This is a genomic window from Marinobacter albus (assembly GCF_030238305.1).
Classification (GTDB): domain Bacteria; phylum Pseudomonadota; class Gammaproteobacteria; order Pseudomonadales; family Oleiphilaceae; genus Marinobacter; species Marinobacter albus.
Map to the genome: position 1 here is coordinate 1314214 of NZ_JASSQD010000001.1, position 18696 is coordinate 1332909.

The 18696-nt window shown below is 57.0% G+C and carries 14 protein-coding genes and 1 pseudogene; 4 read left to right on the top strand and 11 right to left on the bottom strand.

All coding sequences use genetic code 11. The annotated features are described in order from the left end of the window. The first annotated feature begins 218 nt into the window (after positions 1–218). The 4 genes and pseudogenes from QQF73_RS06215 to QQF73_RS19275 all read left to right on the top strand — a co-directional run bounded on the left by QQF73_RS06215 (position 219) and on the right by QQF73_RS19275 (position 6476). Entirely contained in the window at positions 219–2117 is a 1899-nt protein-coding gene (locus QQF73_RS06215) for a DUF1302 domain-containing protein (protein ID WP_219866335.1), read from the top strand. 34 nt (positions 2118–2151) lie between these two features. After that, the gene (locus QQF73_RS06220) at positions 2152–3513 is read left to right on the top strand and encodes a DUF1329 domain-containing protein (protein WP_219866334.1); all 1362 of its coding nucleotides are present in this window, start codon (positions 2152–2154) and stop codon (positions 3511–3513) included. A gap of 1646 nt (positions 3514–5159) precedes the next feature. Next, positions 5160–6146, top strand: a pseudogene (locus QQF73_RS19270) (tetratricopeptide repeat protein); the annotation flags it as partial. 102 nt (positions 6147–6248) lie between these two features. Further along, positions 6249–6476 carry a response regulator transcription factor gene (locus QQF73_RS19275; protein ID WP_416383204.1) on the top strand — a complete coding sequence of 76 codons (228 nt, stop codon included), beginning with the start codon at positions 6249–6251 and terminating at the stop codon, positions 6474–6476. Here QQF73_RS19275 and QQF73_RS06230 read toward each other — a convergent pair. The 11 genes from QQF73_RS06230 to QQF73_RS06280 form a co-directional block, all read right to left on the bottom strand. After that, positions 6473–7366, bottom strand: a complete 894-nt coding sequence (locus QQF73_RS06230; RefSeq protein ID WP_219866332.1) for a 1-acylglycerol-3-phosphate O-acyltransferase, YihG family — start codon at positions 7364–7366, stop codon at positions 6473–6475. The genes QQF73_RS19275 and QQF73_RS06230 overlap by 4 nt on opposite strands. 42 nt (positions 7367–7408) lie before the next feature. Then, positions 7409–8335, bottom strand: coding sequence for a glucosaminidase domain-containing protein (locus QQF73_RS06235; protein ID WP_219866331.1), 927 nt, complete (start codon positions 8333–8335; stop codon positions 7409–7411). 92 nt (positions 8336–8427) lie between these two features. Continuing rightward, positions 8428–10602, bottom strand: a complete 2175-nt coding sequence (locus QQF73_RS06240) for a hypothetical protein (protein WP_285367629.1) — start codon at positions 10600–10602, stop codon at positions 8428–8430. 132 nt (positions 10603–10734) lie between these two features. After that, positions 10735–11295 carry a YfaZ family outer membrane protein gene (locus tag QQF73_RS06245; RefSeq protein WP_219866329.1) on the bottom strand — a complete coding sequence of 187 codons (561 nt, stop codon included), beginning with the start codon at positions 11293–11295 and terminating at the stop codon, positions 10735–10737. Between the two features lie 110 nt (positions 11296–11405). Beyond that, positions 11406–11594 (bottom strand): DNA gyrase inhibitor YacG, encoded by a 189-nt coding sequence (yacG, locus tag QQF73_RS06250; RefSeq protein ID WP_219866328.1) that lies wholly within the window; start codon positions 11592–11594, stop codon positions 11406–11408. A gap of 47 nt (positions 11595–11641) precedes the next feature. Then, positions 11642–13966 carry a response regulator gene (locus QQF73_RS06255; protein ID WP_228743315.1) on the bottom strand — a complete coding sequence of 775 codons (2325 nt, stop codon included), beginning with the start codon at positions 13964–13966 and terminating at the stop codon, positions 11642–11644. A 70-nt stretch (positions 13967–14036) separates the two neighbouring features. Continuing rightward, positions 14037–14780, bottom strand: a complete 744-nt coding sequence (tsaA, locus tag QQF73_RS06260) for a tRNA (N6-threonylcarbamoyladenosine(37)-N6)-methyltransferase TrmO (protein WP_219866326.1) — start codon at positions 14778–14780, stop codon at positions 14037–14039. Positions 14781–14782: 2 nt separating this feature from the next. Beyond that, positions 14783–15880 (bottom strand): hypothetical protein, encoded by a 1098-nt coding sequence (locus QQF73_RS06265; protein WP_285367631.1) that lies wholly within the window; start codon positions 15878–15880, stop codon positions 14783–14785. Next, on the bottom strand, positions 15873–16472 hold the full coding sequence (gene coaE, locus QQF73_RS06270; protein WP_219866324.1) for a dephospho-CoA kinase: 600 nt from the start codon (positions 16470–16472) through the stop codon (positions 15873–15875). Before coaE ends, QQF73_RS06265 begins: the two co-directional genes overlap by 8 nt. Positions 16473–16475: 3 nt before the next feature. After that, positions 16476–17351, bottom strand: coding sequence for a prepilin peptidase (locus QQF73_RS06275; RefSeq protein WP_285367632.1), 876 nt, complete (start codon positions 17349–17351; stop codon positions 16476–16478). A 123-nt stretch (positions 17352–17474) separates the two neighbouring features. Then, positions 17475–18695: a type II secretion system F family protein gene (locus tag QQF73_RS06280; RefSeq protein WP_219866322.1), complete on the bottom strand. Its 1221-nt coding sequence runs from the start codon at positions 18693–18695 to the stop codon at positions 17475–17477. Between the last annotated feature and the right edge of the window lies 1 nt (position 18696).

Consider the following 18696-nt stretch of genomic DNA (forward strand, 5'->3'; position numbering starts at 1 on the left):
AGTGGTTGCATCCAGAATAGTTGTCTATAGTGAAGCGGTGCGAGGAAACCCGCTGGTTAATGGGGTGTTAGGGCAAAATCATACTTTTGACTGATCAAAGCGCTCGACAGCGTTAGCTATAGTGCCAACATCACGAGCACTGTGCATGAAGCCTCCAATACATCGTGAACACCAATAATCAGAGCAGCGACTCAGAACAACAATGGAGTAGCCTTCCAATGACAAGAAAAACTCAGCAATGGCAGCGTTGGACCAAATTACCGCTGGCCGTGGCAGTAGCCGCCGGAATGTCTGGCCAGGCCGCCGCTTACTCATTCTACATGGGGGATGTCGAAGCCCAGTTCAACACCACGCTGTCTGCGGGTGCTGGTTGGCGACTGGAGGACCAGGACAAGCGCCTGATCGCCCAGGGTAACCTCGGGCCAGAGTACGCTCCAGGCGGAGCACTGGAGAACATTGGCGCCTCTACCAACAACTACGACGACGGTAACCTGAACTTCGAGAAAGGGAAAACCTACTCGAAGATCGCCAAGGGCAACAGTGAACTGTTCCTGAACTACAACGTCGACAGTGATGTGCTTACTCGCGTTGGTGGTCTGCTTCGTGGCCGCTACTGGTACGACTTTGAGCTGAAAGATGAGAACCGTGCCGTTGACTTCGTGGGTCAGCAGCGTGAACTGAACCGGAAAGCCAAAGACAACGCCTCCGGTGGCGAGCTGCTGGACGCCTACGTCTTCACAGACTGGTATTTCGGAAACGTGCCAGTCAGCCTTCGTTATGGCCGCCAGGTGCTGAGCTGGGGCGAGAGCACATTCATCCAGGGTGGCATCAACGTCATCAACCCGGTTGACGTGCCGGCCTTCCGGGCTCCCGGTGCCGAGCTGAAAGACGCACTGCTGCCGGTGGAGATGTTCTATGCGTCCGCGGGTGTAACCGAGAACATCACGCTGGAAACCTTCGTGCAGGCAGACTGGGAGCCGGTAAAGGCGGATGACTGCGGTACGTTCTTCTCAACCAACGACTTCGCCTCGGATGGCTGTGGCCCGGTTCTTCTGGCCGGTCAGTTGCCGGACTCCCAGGCGTTAGCCCAGGGCTTCATTGCTCCACGTCTTGGGGACCAGGAAGCGGATTCCAAAGACCAGTTCGGTGTGGCCATGCGCTGGTACGTTCCGGCCCTGAACGATTCCGAGCTTGGTTTCTATTACATCAAGTACAACAGCCGTCTGCCGTACGTCAGTGGTCTGGTCAACAACCCGTCCAGCCCGAGTGCGACCCAGGCGAGCGATCCCTCGCTGCCGTCCTCAACCTTCCCGAGCTACTTCATTGAGTACCCGGAGAATATCAACCTGTACGGCGTCAGCATCAACACAACCGTGAGTGGCTGGTCATTGGGTGCGGAATACAGCTTCCGTGACAACGTGCCGCTGCAGTGGAACGCGTTCGAGCTGATCTACGGCGGTCTCCAGCAGCGCGGCCCCAACGGCGAAGTTCTGAGCAAGCTGGAAGCCCAGCGTCTTGAAGAGAGCGGTGGCGCCAACCTCGCGGGCAAGGCGGTTGCGGGTTATGACCGCTTTAACGTGTCTCAGGCACAGTTTACCCTGATCAAGTTTTTCGACCAGGTTATGGGGGCCAGCCGACTGTCCTTCATCACCGAGTTCGGCGCAACCTACATCCATGACCTGCCGGAATACGACGAAGCTCGTTACGGCCGCTCGGGCACCTACGGCATCGGAACCCTGCCGGTTGTTGGCGAAAACTTCACTGGCGATTTCTGTCAGGCGGGTGCCAATATCAACACCAACTACTGCAACAACGAAGGGTTCACTACAGACTTCTCCTGGGGTTACCGTGCACGCTTCGTTTGGGATTACCCCAACGTGTTCGCGGGTGTAAACCTGCGCCCACAGCTGGCCTGGTCTCATGACGTGCAGGGTTACAGCCCGCAGCCAGGCGGTGCGTTCAACGAGGGCAGCAAGGCAGTTGGCCTCTCTGTGGAAGCGATTTATCAGAATAAAATCACCGGTAATATCGGTTACACGAACTTTTTCGGCGGAAAGCCGTATAACGAGTTAACTGACCGTGATTTCGCAACCGTGAGTGTTTCCTACTCATTCTGATACCGGAACGAATTCGTTTGACGAGGGACTATAAATGAAACTAAACAAGAAACTACTGGCCACGGGTGTATTGGCTGCAAGCGTGTTTGCAGGCCAGGCCTATGGTGCGGTTTCTGCTGAGGAAGCGGCCAAGCTGGGCAATTCTCTGACTCCGATCGGAGCCGAGAAAGCCGGGAACGGCGGCGCGATCCCAGCCTGGGACGGTGGTCTGAGTACGCCGCCTGCGGCCTACAAGGGCGATGGTCGCTACGTGGATCCGTTTGCGGACGAGGAGCCGAAGTTCGTAATCGACCAGAGCAACGTCGATGAGTACGCGGACAACCTGTCGGCGGGCCAGATTGCAATGATCAAGCGTTACGATGATTACTTCATGCCGGTCTACGAGACCCATCGTACTGCGGGTTATCCGAAGGAAGTCAACGACAAGACCATCGAGAATGCGACTCAAGTCGAGTTGATCAAGAACGGCAACGGCCTCGGCAACTACACCGAAGCCACTCCGTTTCCGATTCCACAAAATGGTCTCGAAGTGATCTGGAACCATATCACGCGCTACCGCGGCGGTTCCGTTGCGCGGAATGTGGGTCAGGTGACTCCCACGGAGGGCGGCGACTTCTCTGTGGTCAAATTCCAGGACGAGTTTACCTGGCGTACCGCGCTCGAAGATTTCGAGCCGGGACAGGACCCGAACGTGCTGTTCTACTTCAAACAGGCAATCACGGGGCCGGCACGTCTGGCCGGTAACGTCCTGCTGGTTCACGAAACCATTGACCAGGTGGCCGAGCCACGTCGCGCCTGGGTCTACAACGCTGGTCAGCGTCGTGTCCGCCGGGCACCGCAGGTTGCTTACGACGGACCGGGTACCGCTGCCGATGGTATGCGTACATCCGATAACTTCGACATGTACAACGGTGCACCCGATCGATACAACTGGGAACTGGTTGGAAAGAAGGAGATGTACATCCCCTACAACTCCTATCAGCTGGTTGATCCGAGCCTCAGCTATGACCAGATCATCAATGCCGGTCATATCAATCAGGACCTGACCCGTTACGAGCTGCACCGTGTGTGGCACGTGCGCGCGACCTTGAAAGAAGGCGAGCGCCACATCTATGCCCGGCGTGATTTCTTCATTGACGAAGACTCCTGGCAGGCCTCTGTGATTGATCATTACGACGGACGTGGTGAGCTCTGGCGTGTGGCCGAAGCACATGCGATGCAGTTCTACGATCAGGACGTGCCGTGGTACGCCATCGAGGTACTGTACGATCTTCTGTCCGGCCGTTATCTGGCGCTGGGCTTGACCAACGAGGAAGAGAATCCGTACGAGTTTGGTGCTGAGCGCCGGTCTCGGGATTACACTCCGGCGGCCCTTCGTCGCGCTGGTACTCGATAAGCGTCAAAAGTGTGTTTAAACGGCGGGCCTTTGGCCCGCCGTTTTCGTTTGTGATCGGGAAAAGCAGACGAACGCCGGTTAATGTTAAAAAATCGCCACCTCCTAAAATCCTTTTACGTCAAAATTTTGCAGCCCGCCCCTTAATTGGTTTAACCTTCGTCTCATACTAAAGGCGTACCCGGAGCCGGACGCCACTCAAAAGTCAGTGCAGGAAACCATTTGTCGGTTTCTGGAGTTTGAAACTTCCGGCCGATGTCAAAACGGGGCAATGCGTGAAACCATTCAGTGATGGCTGTGCAGCCAACGATGAGTTCCAGTTAGCCAACAGTGGTCTGCAGCGGGGAGAGCTGGTCAGGGACCTGCTCAGGCAACGGTTGCAGGTGCCGGTGCTTCCTGAGGGGGCACTGAGTCGGCCGGCACTGAATCAGAGTATTGCCGATGCCTTGATTCCCCGGGGTGCGCTGTTCGTTGAGGCGCCTTGCGGTTTTGGAAAGTCCCACGCTGTGACCGCCGGTCTTTTTGCTGCCGGACTCGAGCCTGACAGCCTTCGCTGGGTCGCATTGAACGGACAGGACAATTCGCCGGCCCGGTTTCTTACCCTTATTTCCATTGCACTTGATCTGCCGGAGGCCTCCAAGAGCGGTCTTCAGGGTGGCGCTACCTATTCAGATGCCCTGGCGATGATGCTGGTTGCCCTTGACCGCCAGCAAGCTTGGCCGTGCCGGGCTCTTATCCTGGACAACGTCCAGAATATCGGCAATCCGGCCGTGGTGGCCCTGCTTCAGCAATTGGTTACCGACCTCCCTTCATACCTGTCGATCATCCTTATTTCCCGGCGGGCGCTGCCATTTGAAACACACGGCCTTGAGCTTGAGAATCGGCTGGTTCGCCTTGGTAGTGACGCACTGGAATTCAGTCGATCGGAAACCTTCGAATTCTTTGGTTCGCTGCTTGGCTCCAATCAGCTCTCCAGCATCGCCATTGATAATCTCTACGACATGACCGAAGGCTGGCCGACCCCGCTTGCGCTTTATCGGCGTGAAATTGCCCGCAACCCGGACTTGAAGCCGGTTCAGGAAACCAACAGCATCGAGCGGTTCCTGAAGGAGTCAGTGCTGGGCAACCTGACGTCGGCCCAGCGTCGGTCCCTGAGAGCCATGGCGGAACTCGAATTGTGTTCCGATGAGCTCTTCCTGGCACTCGCTCCCGATATGCCCGAGGTGGGTTTTGTGCCCTCGCAGGCAATGGACAGTGGCCTGCCGCTGAGGGGCATGCCCGGTCGGGGTCGCTGGTTCCGCTTCAATCCATTGTTGCAGGAATGGCTCAAAACTCCGGTTATGGCGGGTTACGCGGACCGCATGGGCCACGCGAGCCGGTGGTTCGGTGAGCGTGGCCAGTTTCCGGAAGCGCTGAAATATGCGTTGCTGAGCGGCGATGCCGAGGCCGTGATTCGCATCGCGTCTGAGGGGTCGGAGGCGTTGTTGCTGGGGCAGGATACTGCCTCTTTGCTCAGGTTGCGCAAGAGCCTGCCTGGGCAGCTTCTGGAACGGAGTCCACGGCTCCGGATCGTGTACAGCTGGGTTCATGCCATCGGCGGACAGTTTCATCAGGCGAGAGCGCTCATTGAAGGACTGGGAGAAGCCGGGATGGAAGAGCACGCTGCCCGTATCTGTGCGCTGAAAGCGTTCATCCTGAGAGGTGAGGGTAGTGTGGGGCCAGCCCTCAAAATGGCCAATCAGGCGTTGGCCGAGGGTGATCTGTCGACCCAGGGGCAACTGGTAACCCAGATGGTTCGATCCAGCGCCCTGTGTGCATCCGGACAGTTTCAGGAAGCGCGAGATGCCAATCGAGCCGCAGCTCGCCTTGCGCGAGAAGCGGGTGATTCGGGCTCAGAAGCGCTGGCGGTATACGCGCACGCGCGGATAGAGCTTGGGAAAGGCTCCTTGAAATATGCTGAACAATTGCTGCGTACCGGTCTGGATACGGCTATGCACGAGTTGGCCAGGCCCGCCCGCATCGGTGAAACCCGGCTACAGTTGAACCTTGTGCTGGTGCTCTGGCATCAGGGACGGTACAAGGAAGCAGACCGCTTGCTGGTCACCTGTGGCCGCCATGCCGAGCAGACGCGGGACCTGGGGCTGCTTATGGCCATGGCCATTCGCGTACTGATGTGTCGTGCCGAGGGGCGGCTTGAAGACGCTTTTGTCTGGATCGGTCGGGCTGAACGCACCATGCATGCCTGGCAGGTTGATGAGTCTTTGTTCGTTCCCGTTCTGGAGGCGCTCAAGGCCAGTTGCTGGTTGGCCCTGAATCAGGTTGACAGTGCCGCCCAGGCAGTCGCCAAGCTGGAACCCTACCGTAAGGCGGGGTGCGTGCCGGAACTGTTCCCCATGATGCCAGGCCTGTTGGATTGCATGCTGGTCAGGTTAGATCTGGCCCGAGGAGATTCTATGCGGGCCCGTGAAACCATTCAGGGTATTCGCGAGCGCTATAAAGATGCGATTCCCTGGGGTGTCGAGCTGCACATCCGTCTGCTGGAAGCTGTGCTTGTGCAAGATGAAAAAGGCACAACCGTGGCCCAGAAGATCCTTGCCTCAGTGGTCGCTGAGGCATCAAGGGAGCACTTTATCAGTCCGTTTGCGGAACTTCGGAATGAACTTCAGGATCTCGTTCAGAAAGGCTTTGCGCAACTACCCAATGGGCCTTTCAAAGAGGCTTTGGGCCGCCTTTACCAGGTGAAAACAGAAGCGGAGACGGTTGATGCATTGGCGGAACCGATCAGTGATCGCGAACAGAGTGTTCTGGAGTTGATCGCCAAGGGACTTTCAAACCAGGAAATTGCCGACAAGCTGCACATTTCGCTCCACACGGTTAAAACCCACGCAAGGCGAATCAATGCCAAACTGGAAGTGAGATCCCGCACCCAGGCCATCGTCCGTGCCCGGGAACTGGGCTTGCTCTAGGCGCTTTGCAGTGCCTGGATTCGCCTATCCTTTTCGGCCCAGACCTCACTGACCCAGCGCTGGAATTCCACGCGCGTATCCCGGTCGTTCTCGTAGTCCATCCCCAGAAAGCGGTCGGGTATGTCCCGTGTGCGCACGTCAATGATGATGCGTTGGATCCGGCCGCACAGATAGTCCCAGAACCCTGCCTTGCCGTCCGGATAGACAATGGTGACGTCGAGCATGGTATGGATCATTTCACCCATGGCCTGGAGGACGAACGCGGTTCCACCGGCCCTTGGCTTAAGGAGATGTTGGTAGGGTGAATTCTGGCTTTTGTGTTTGGCGCGGGTAAACCGGGTACCTTCCATAAAATTGAAGACGGTGACCGGAGTGAAGCGGAACTTCTCGCACGCGGCCTGGGTTGCCGCCACATCTTTGCCCTTCAGTTCCGGGCGTCGGGCTATCTGTTCTTTTGTGTGTCGATGCATGAACGGAAAGTCCAGTGCCCACCAGGCAACGCCCAGAAACGGCACCCAGATCAGTTCCTTCTTGAGAAAGAATTTCAGCAGCGGGATCCGGCTGTTCAGGACGTACTGAATGGCAGGGATGTCGGCCCAGGTCTGGTGGTTGCAGGTAACGAAATACCAGTGAGACTGGTCGAGCCTGTCGATACCGCGGATATCCCACTCCACCTTATGGAGCAGGTCCATCAGGACATTGTTAAAGCCAATCCAGACCCAGGCAATTCTGTTCAATACAACAGTACAGGCTTTCCGTGAGGCGGTAATTGGCACAACCAGCTTGCCCATGGCAAACACCAACAAAACGGGAAACAGGATGAGAGTGTTGGACAGTATGAGCAGGACCGCCAGGATTCCCTTTAGCGGTGCAGGCAAGAAGTTGAGCATGCTGGAATGTCGTCTCTGGAAGTTTAACAGTCTGTCTTGAAATCAGCCTTCAGCAGGGCCGGGGTTTGGGGCTTTCTGGCCGGGGAGCAGAACGGTCTCGGGGCTGGCCGAGGCGAGCTCCTGGAGGCGGTCGGGAGTAAGATCGCTGATCACATCCCTGAAATCGTTGTCGTAGAAGGACAGATTATTGTAGTGAATCATGGAGCGGATTTCTTTGACATAGTCCTCGCCGCGTTCCGAATAGCCCAGAAGGCCTTGAGCCATCTCAACACCGGAGAGTGGATCGTCGTCACGGCGGTCTTTGAGGCGAATGTCCCGTAGCGCCTGATAGGTGGGGTGACGATTCAGGTTCTGGATATACGCGCGAACGGAACGGTAAGGTGATGAAAATTTCGCGACTTCGTGGCTGGCGCCCTCGACTCGACCGCGAGGAACAAGGCCGCAGCCCTTGGAAAAGCACCATTGACCAAACAGATTGTAGCCCTTGGTCGCAAATCGTGAGGTTCCCCACGCGGATTCATTGGCCGCCTGGGCCAGAATCAGTGAGGGTGGAATCACATCGAGACGTTTCCGGAGTAGCGAAAACTGTTCATCGCTTCCCGGTTCGGCTTCTACTCGCAAGCGATCGGCCTGCGCAGCCAACCATTGTTGTTCGTCTTCTGACAGCGTGGACTTTCCGGCCAGACTGTCCAGGTAGTCTCTTTCAATAAGAATCCGGGAATTGGCCAACACGATACGCGGATAGAGAAATGAGAAGAACGCTGCTTTCTTTTCGGTCGTATCCCGAAAGCTGGCAAAATCCGGCAATCCGTCGTGGGCCCAGCTGGGCAGGGACGGCAGGGATGCGAGCGGTAGTTCTGAGCCGGACCGGTAGCCTTCCATGCCCGACTGGGGCACATAAAAACCGCCTCCAATCGCAAAGGCGATCAGTGGAACAAACAGCATCAGGGCCCGTTTACCTGCAGACATAAAACCTCACGTCAGAATCGATATGGTAACGATTATAACAGTTTATACGGACGAGTCTGCGTGCTGGCTCATTGCTGCTTTCGGCGCGCTCCTCAGGGAATCCGGGTCGCCATCAACAGTCCGATTTGCTCTTCTCCGGAGACCGTGTCTCTGAGGCGCAGATAGAACTGGTCCTGATCAGAGGTGAAAAAGCCTTCGAGGACCATGCTGGCGCCGGTAAATGTCACGCGCCCATTGCCCGCTGAAGAATCGTAGGCAAGGGAAATCGTATCACCTTCGTTCAGCTGCGGAGACGTTACAGTTTCGTCGCCTACCGTGTGAACGACGTCCAGGGTGCGTGGGTCCAGAGTTGCCAGAACTGTCGAGCCGATGGTCAGTACGGCATTGTCAAAATGCGCCAGCTGATTGGAATCGGAGGTCATGCCGAGACGAATGCCCTGAAGGCGATACCTGCCACTGGTGGGGGCTGATGCTGAGGTCTGGGCTGCGGCGATGAGGATGCCATCTCCGAAGGAACTGTCGTCCAGATTAAATGCGAGGAGACTGCCATCGGGGGTGCTGGCGCCCACGCCCAGATCCGGCTGCTCGAAATCACCGGAAGCGGTTGAAACATCCAGGTTCAGGCGCCCGATGTTGGCATCGGCGTCGCTGAGTCGTGATGTCCTGTTGCTCAGCGTCCAGGATTCAATCCGGATGCCGGTATTGTCCGTGCTGACCGCTCCGCTCGCGTCACGGGCCACTGTGGTAAGTAACTGGTTCTGGGTGATGGTGTTGCCGCTGATCCGCCAGTCGCCGAGGCCGGTTTCGAAGGTGACCGGTGTGGCGCCATCGCTGAACTGTGTGGCCAGGTACAGCACGTTGTAGTCGCGGCCGTCGAGAATGTTGAGGCTGAAGCCGCGCTGACGGAGAAGGTCGAGCTCCAATACAGACAGATAGTGATTCTCCAAGGTTTCCTTGCGCTTGAGCTCCTCGCCGGAGGTCTCCAGCTCTATGGCCTTGCCCGCGCTGAAGTAGCCGCTAACTACCCGGTCCGGCCCGGTAGTGTCAGACACAGGCTCACTCGTGTAGGCGTCAAGGTAATAAGGGTTTCGGGTCCAGCCAATGATGCGTGAGCTGCCGCGACCGGTGATGCTCTGATACAGGGCGCGGCCTGCCAGTAAACGGGTATCGGCGACCAGCGTAGCGGCGCCCGGTGACGAAGCGTGGGTGTTCAGGTCCCATTGCTCGGAGCCCCGGAGAAAGAAATCGTTGCCCGCTTGATGGATCAGTGCTTCCCGGGCATAGGGGATGTCGCTGGCAAGTGACGTCACGCGGATGTTGAAGGCATCGAAGCTGGTCAGGGTCAGTGCCGGATAGACGTACCCCACGCCGTACTGGTCTTCCAGCCGCTCCTCCTGAGCGGTCCGGGCACCCCATTGTCCGGAGTTGACCAGGGAGCTCTCAAGGAAGGTTTGGCCCAGCTCCACTCCGAAAAACACCGAATTGTAGTCCGCAGAGCTGGCAGTGATTCGACCGGAGGAGGTTTCGTCCAGCAGGGCGTAGTCCGCCATGGCAGAAACGTATCGGGCGAAGTCGCCGCGACCGGAAAGCAGGTCCAGCGCCGACGTCAGGTTCGCGGTTGACGGAATGTCGATTTCGAAATCGTGGACCTGATCCGCAAGTGTGGACCAGACATATTTGTTGAGACAGAGCTCGCCGCCGACATCATCCACGCAATCGAGAATGCTCTGGAACTGACCCGGGGTGTAAGTGGTCAGGGTGTTGCGTACGAGATATTCGGAGAACGGGTTGATCTTCACGTCGCGGTCGGCGTCGGCCGCCAGGGCGCGCAGCCGGACATTGCCGTAACTGGCATCAATGAGCACATCCGGACCCAGGGGCAAGCCTTCGTCAAACGCGATTATGGTGAAGCCATTGTCGTCGGTCCGCGTGGATACCGGTACCGAGCCCAGGTTTTGCAACGCCGTATTGGTGGTGTAGACACTGATCCGGTCCGGCTGCACGATTCTCAGGTTCCGGCGGGTCAGTTCGGCATCCGGAGCCACGCCACCGGGCACCTCCATGGTAATCCGGACTTCATTCGCTTCGAGCCCCGCAGTTTTGCTGGAGTCGCCGGTACTGCCAGGACTGAAGTCGTCCACCGGGTTCTTGCCGTTGGCGAAGTCGTTGGGATCATTCTGCGCGCCGGTAATGGCGTCGTCGCCTCCGCCGCACCCGCTGAGAAGCAAAAAAACGGTCGGAAGAATCAATCCAGAGGTCAATCGCATGCCAGGCTATCCGTGCAGGGAATTCAGACGAACAGTCTAACAGCGCGGAACTGGGGAAAGCGTGAGGAAAGGCACGAAAAAAGGTGCCCGAGGGGGCACCTTTGATTGTCTGTTCTGGCTATGGCTGAAAGATCAGAAGTAGATCTTCATGCCTGCCATGACGCCATCATCGAGATCCACGTCGCCGCGGAACGGACGATCCAGTTCGGTATTCAGATAACGGTAACCGGCAAAGACTTCGGCGTTGCGGATCACGCGGTAGCTGCCCCGCAGTTCCAGGCTGGTCAGGTCGTCGGAATCACCGAATGACAGGATGCTGGGTGCATAATGGAGGCCACCGGTGAAAGAGAGTCCCGGAACCCGCGGGATGTTCAGGGTGGCGTAGCCGCCCAGTGCGATGGCACCGCCGTCAACCGCGCCCGCGTCCCAGGCGAAACCACGCATGCCCAGGCCGGCTGTAGTAGGCAGGTTTCCGATTGCAGTGCGGCCCTGAGCGTGGAAATCAAGGTTCAGGATGTCGAGACCGCCTTCACGATAGGTGTAGCCGGCGCCCATCTGGAGATCGTCGTTGTTGCCCAGAAAGTTCACCTGGCCCTTTACGGAATCATCGGTGAGGCTGAGGTCCACATCGCCAGCGAAGGCTGGAGCGGCAGCCAGTGACAGAACCATCACGGAAATACGGGACACTTTCATGCATGCACCTTTCGTAAGTAATTAAAATATTTGGCGTATGTTAACGGGCATGCTCTGGGGGCTCAACTTAAAAGGCGGTAAGCCCGCATTAATCTGCGCTGAGATCCGGTTCAGTGGTGGGTATCGTCACCGCCCTGATCCAGGTCGTCAGGCGACACATTTTCGGCGGGCACCCGGTATTCCTCGTTGGCCCAGGCACCGAGATCAATGAGTTTGCAGCGCTCAGAACAGAACGGGCGGTATGGGTTGGCATCCGTCCATTCCACGGATTTTTTGCAGGTGGGGCATTCGACGTTCATGGTTGCCTTTCAGAATAATAAAACGGATCCAGGTATCCGCGGGCCCTTCAGGAAGTCGCGGACGCTTTACAGTATTGTTCCAGTACTGCCCGGAGCATTTCAATATTGACAGGCTTGGCAACGAATGAATCCATGCCGGCACGCCGGCATTTTTCCTCATCTTCCTCCATGGCGCTGGCCGTCAGGGCGACCACAGGCACCCTTGGCCGACTGTTCGTGTTCTCCCAATCCCGCAGGCGACGGGTGGCTTCAAAACCATCCACCCTTGGCATGATGCAATCCATGAAGATCAGGTCAAACGGATGCCACTGCCAGAGGCTGGCTGCGGCTTCTCCGTCATTGGCGGTCATCACATCACAACCGAGCTTTTCGAGCAGGCGGCGGGTGAGCGTGCGATTGACGGGGTTGTCTTCGACCAGCAGCACTTTCATCCGACCGCAGGGCAGTTCCCGTCGACGGGACGAATCGCTGACGGCCTGGAGTGAGAAGCGAGTCAGGAAACGTCTTTTATGGTTGGCCGCGTCCGCGAACAGCTGATTCAGAATCGGAGTCAGGCAAGACTCCCGCAATGACTTGCTGAGGAAGGCGTCAGCCCCCGCCTGGCGGAAATGCTCGGCGTCTCCCCGCTGGGGGTTGGAGGACAGGATCAACAACCGCATGTCACTCCACAAAGGGTTTCCGCGAATCTGGCGGCAGAGCAGATCGCTGTCCATGTCGGGGACAAAACCATCCAGCACAATGCTGTCAAATGGCTGCTGGCTGTCAAACGCCTGGCGAAGTGAGGTCAGCGCTTCACCGGCGGACTTCACCGCTTCAATGTGGACCTCATGGCGCGAAAGCATTTCGAGGGTAATTTTGCGGGACAATTCGTAGGAGTCTACCACGAGAATTCGCCGGTTCTTGACCATGCGGGTATCGGGGCGCACCCGGGTCGAGCTTTCCGGGGCAACGGGGAGTGTGATTTCGATCCAGAACGTTGAGCCTTCTCCCGGTCGACTCTCGAGGTCCAGCGAGCCATCCATCAGGTTGACCAACTGCCGGCAAATGGTGAGTCCCAGGCCTGCTCCCGGGAGCTGACGCTGGAAGCGTTGACCGAGTTGCACGTAGGGCTCATAGACCAGCGGGATGTCTTCCGGATTGATGCCCACGCCGGTGTCCTCGACCGCCAGTCGCAGGCGAGCCTGGTCATCGCGTCGGCCCAGTACTTCGATGCTGATCAGGACATGGCCGGAATCGGTGAACTTGATGGCGTTGGACGTCAGGTTCAGCAGGATCTGGCGTATACGTACCGGATCGCCTTTCAGTGCCCACGGCAGGTTTTCATCAATGCGAAGCTCCAGCGCCAGACCCTTTTCTCGTGCCCGGGAACCGAGCATATGAACCAGGTCGTTCAGGGTTTCACGGAGATCGAACGGGATCTCATCCAGCACCAGTTTTCCGGCCTCCATGCTGGAGATGTCGAGCAGATCGTTGATGATGGCAGACAGTCCTTCGGAGGCGCTCAGCAGGGTGTGGACGTATTCCCGCTGGTCCTGATCCAGCGGTGTATCGGTCAGCAGATTGGCATAGCCCAGTACTGACTGGAGGGGAATCCGGAGTTCGTGGCTGACATTGGCAAGGAACTGGTTCTTGGCGTGGTTCGCCCTGACTGCCTCATCCCGTTCGCCCTGGGACTGAATCGTGGTTTGGCGCAGTGACCGCGTGTCCTCGAGTATCTGGAGGCGCATCTTGTTGAGTGCCTGCTCCAGTTCGGTCAATTCATCGGGCGTTTTAGGGGCAGCGCGTTTCAGTTTTAGCGGATCGACCAGCGCATCAAGGTTAAGCCTTGCAGCATAGTCGGCCATGGCCTCCAGGTGCCGCGACAAGGTCATGCGTACGATGACAAGCAGACCAAGTGTTCCCAGCATCACCACGATGGATTGGAACAACAGGTTGAGTAGTGCCCGGTCTCTCAGATCATCGTATATGCGTTCAACGGAGGAGGTAAGGGTGAGGCTACCGACTTCCTCCGGGCTGCGAAAGCTCGACCGGTCGAAGACGAGCGGAAACGTCTGGGTGATAACGCGACCCTCCGGGAGGGTACCCGTGGTGAACTCATCGCCGGTTGAGGTAACGACGCGCGCGTGCTGGATTGCCGTCACGGCTTTCATGTCGTCCAGGCTGTTGGCCACCTCGCTGTAGTTCATCAGCCAGATGTTATTGCTCATACTGCCGGAAATGAGTTCAGCGGCCTTGGCCTGCGTGGCTTGCAGGTCTTCCTTGCGGCGCTCGAACTCGCCGATCATCTGTACGCCGGTGGCCACCAGAGAAAAGATCAGGCTGAACAGCAGTACATACGCCAACAGTCGGGCTGCCAGCGGCCGAATTCCCATGCGCTTTAAAAACCGGTTTGGAGGCAATGCACGAGTTCCCTGTGTCGACTACTAAATCACCAATCGGAGTTTAACAGACAGTTAGTACTTCGACACGTTCCTCTGAATCAAGGTTTACGAAACGGAACCGTACGTTCAGATCGTACAGGTGCGCGCCATAGATCCGGTCTTCCTCTCGCCCCCGACGAAAGGACGGCCGCGGGTCGTAGCTGACGACATCCTCAATCAGCAGTCGCAGGTCGGGATAATCCTCCGGGCTGAGTGCTTCAAGCTGCCTCTCGGCTTCCGGCAGGAAGGTCACCGCTAACCGCTCGGTCGGTGGCGCATCGGCCCAACCCAGGGATGCATCCGGTATCGAGTCCGCAAACGGCAAATAGGGTTTAATGTCGAGAATGGGCGTGCCTTCGATCAGGTCGTGGTCGCTGATGCGCAGCACCAGTCTGCCTTCCTTGCGAACTAATCCCTGATTCCTGACCACCGAAAGCCCAAGGCTGTTGGGTCGGAACGGGGAACGGCTGGCGAAAACGCCAATTTTCTTGTTGCCACCAAGGCGGGGTGGGCGCACGACCGGTCGCCATTCGGCACGAACCGCCTCATGAAACTGAAAGGTCAGCCACAGGTGGCTGGCGGATTCCAAGCCCCGGAACGCATCCTCCCGGTCGTAGGGTGCCTCGATAACGAGTTCGGCGTGGGCGTAACGCGTCAGGCCCGGCTGGCGGGGCACACCGAATTTGTCCTGAAAACAGGATCGAGTGAACGCAATCGGGGATAGCGTCAGTGCTTCCTGGGCTGGTCGGGAAGGGTGTCGGGGCATAGTCAATCTAGATAAGGTCGCTGAAGGCTACCGGAAAAGAACAATTCTACCCGGAAAACAACGGAAGGCCGATCCTTGAAGCTCTCTTCCCTTGGGAATTCGAGTGCGGGAATAACCTCTGCGTAAACCCAGTCGCTGTGCAGACGGTACCGCCAGGTCACGTCCGCGAAATAGGTGGTAGTTCGCCACGACGGCTTGCTCTCGCCCAATATCCCAAGGCGTGGGGTAAGTGTCGAGCGGTTGTTCAGTCGCTTGTCGACGCTGAAAATCTGGGCTGCGACAAACTCTTTTTCATCGTGGATCCATTCCAGTTCCGAGGACGATATGAAATACCAGCCCTGGCCGACCTGTCTACCGGCTGTCAGCCAGGTTCGCTCACCCCAGCCATCGTTGTGGTAGAAGTAAAATCGTTGTTGCGCTCTTAGAAGCCAGTCTTCATCCAGACGCCAGTCCTTCTGTGCCGTGGCTCGCCAGAAAGCATCTGGAGGGAGCCGAAGCCGCACACCTACGTCGTTCGACAGGTTGATGGCATCGCCAATTTCGGTCAGGTAGCGCAGTGCACCGGTCGCTTCGGTGTCGGAGCGTTCGTCCTGGGTCAGCTGCCGGTCACGCTGCCGCTCCTCCAGGGGGATGAGCTCTTCACTTTCACTCTCGATCACGAGGCGGAGCTTGCGCCGAGTGGTGGGAATGTCCAGTCGAAACCGGGCCTCAGGTTCGAACTGAAAGGGGGCGCCGGATTCGGATTCGGTCGCGAAGCCGATTCGAAGGTAACTGGCGTTGTTCGGTAATCCGTACTCGCTGCCCGAGAGCGTGCGGTCCGCCCACTGTCCGAGCCTTTCCACCTTGGGATTCTGGGTTCGTCCCTGAAGCAATACCCAGTTGCTGAAATTCACCCAGTAGGAATCGCGTGGCTCGGCCCAATACTCCTCTGGAGAAAAGTCGAAGAAGGACGAGGGCAGGGCCTCGGGTGATAAAATATCGGGCACGGATCGTTCCTGCACCTCGAACACCGGTTCGGCTGCCTGGGCGTGGGTCAGTGTGAGGCAAAGGGATGCGGCCGCAAGGCCAACCAGCCGCGCGAGAAAAGATCGGTCAGACAAGATCCACCAAAATCCTTTTGTGCAAGTCACGGACCTGACGCTCCACGTCATCGATCGGGCGGTTGTTATCAATTATAGCGTCGGCCTTCGCGAGGCGCTGTTCCCTCGGCATCTGTGCAGCAATAATTCGTTCAACCTGCTCCCGGGAATTCGTGTCGCGGGACATGGTGCGTTCGATTTGCACGTCGACAGGCACATCGATCACGACGGCACGATCAACCAGCTGGTGCTGATCGGTTTCGAACAGCAGCGGAGAGACCAGGAGAGCGTAGGGCTGCGTGTAATTATCCGGCTTCAACTGCCGAATCAGTTCCTCGCGGATGATCGGATGCAGCAGGGCCTCAAGCCATGCTCGTTCCTCGGGGGCGTCAAAGACAATCGTCCGAAGACGTGCTCGGTCCAATGCGCCGTCCCTGGTCAGAATCTCAGGACCAAAATGCTCGGCAATCGCCTTGAGCGCGGGCGTGCCTGGTTCCACGACTTCGCGGGCAACATCGTCCGCATCGACCCAGTGTATGCCAAGGTCGCCAAACATCCTGACCACGGTTGATTTGCCGGAACCAATACCGCCGGTGAGACCCACAATTGCCATCAATCAGACTCCCAGAAAGCCAAACCAGAAACGCTGGATATCAGCGCCAAACCACAGGCAAAGCAGGCCAGCTGTGGCCAGGTAAGGTCCAAACGGAATGGGGACTTCCCGCCCGTGCTTCTTGAAGACCATCAGACTGATACCAACTACGGCACCAACGACGGACGAGAGAAGAATGACCGCCGGCAGCAGTTGCCAGCCAAGCCAGGCCCCGAGCGCCGCCAACAGTTTGAAGTCTCCATGGCCCATACCTTCTTTGCCCGTAACCAGCTTGAATAGCCAGTAAACCGACCAAAGAGACAGGTAGCCCGCCACCGCGCCCCAGAACGCGCTGGTAAAGTCCGTCAGCACGCCAAAGTAGTTGAGCACAAGCCCCAGCCACATCAGCGGAAGGGTAATGTTGTCCGGTAGGAGTTGCGTGTCAAAATCGATAACCGTAAGCGCGACAAGCGACCAAGTGAGCAACAACGCCCAGAGCCCGGCTTCCGATGAGCCCACAAACGCGATGGTTCCCACTGAGAGGAGGGCGGTTACCGCTTCAATGATCGGATAGCGTGGAGAAATGCCCGTTTTGCAGGACGAGCATTTGCCGCCCAGAAACAGATAGCTGACAACGGGGATGTTTTCCCAGGCCCGAATACTGTGACCGCAGGAAGGGCAGGTAGATGCCGGCTTCGAGAGGGTAATGGCGGCTTCCTGCTTTCGCTGTTGCTCGGGTACTTCAAGGAATTCCTCGCACTGGCAGCGCCAGTCCTGGTGCATCATCTTCGGGAGGCGCAGGATGACGACGTTCAGGAAGCTGCCGATGCACAGGGAAACCAGAAGGACAGAGAGATGGAGTAGCCAGGGGGTATGGAGGTAGATGTCGAGGAACTGCATTGGACGCCTTGGGTGCGGAATGAACAAGGGGTCAGATGAACACTTTCATCTGACCCCGGCTTGAGGTCTAGAGCGGTGATCGGCGGGCAGAAAAAGATCTCTTCTGTCCTTCATCCTAGCTGTCTAGCCAACAACCTGACCCATCTGGAAAATTGGAAGGTACATGGCAATGATCAAGCCACCGACCAGTACACCCAGAACCCCCATGATCATTGGTTCCATCAGCGCTGTCAGGTTATCAACCATGTCATCCACGACACTCTCGTAATGCTCTGCAACTTTGGCAAGCATCTCGTCCAGATTACCTGATTCTTCGCCGATCGCGGTTAACTGAACAGCCATTACTGGGAACAAGTCCTGTTCCTTCATAGACGCTTGGAGTTGAGTACCGCTGGATACATCATTTTTGATGTTCATGATGGCATCACGATAGACCGCATTGCCTGTCGCGCCGGCAACCGAATCCAACGCATCAACTAGGGGTACACCTGAGGCAAAGGTGGTCGAGAGTACCCGTCCAAATTTTGCTACAGCCGATTTGTCTAGTATTTCGCCCATAATTGGAAGTTTAAGAACATATTTGTCCATAAGGTCCGAAAATTTCTTGGAGCGTCTGTTTGCCTCCTTGAAGAGAAAAAGGGAGCCAACAATGCCCAAAAGAACAGCGAACCACCATTTCTGAAGCCATTCAGAGAGGTTCACCACAAACTGGGTGAATACGGGCAGTTCAGCACCAAATCCCTGGAACAGGCTCTCGAATTGAGGCACTACTTTAACAAGTAGAATCGCCGTCACTATTATTGCCACCACGATAACCGCAATCGGATAGGTCATCGCTTTCTTGACTTTTTTCTTCAGTATTTCGGTCTTTTCAAGATAGGTCGCAATGCGGTCTAGCATTTGTTCTAGCGCACCCGCCTTCTCACCGGAATCCACCAAATTGCAATAAAGATCGTCAAAATATCGCGGATGCTTTTTAAGGGCGCCGGCAAAACTTGTCCCTGACGAAATTTCGTTGCGAATCGTCATGACCAGTTCCTGAAGCCCCTTGTTTTCCAGTCCGTCTGCAACAATGTCGAAACTCTGTACCAGAGGAACCCCCGCTTTCATCATCGTGGCAAGCTGGCGCGTTAGCATCGCGATGTCAAACGGGGTTATCTTTTTGCTGCCACCCAGAAGCGGCTTGGGTTTTTTCTTGACCTTATCCGGAATGATTCCCTGTTTCCGGAGTTGGGCTTTGACAAGTGCCAGACTCTGGCCTGTCAGCTCACCTTTGGACTTGTTTCCCTTACGATCTTTCCCTTCCCAAATAAACGATTCGAGCTTTTGCGCTTTTTCTGCCATG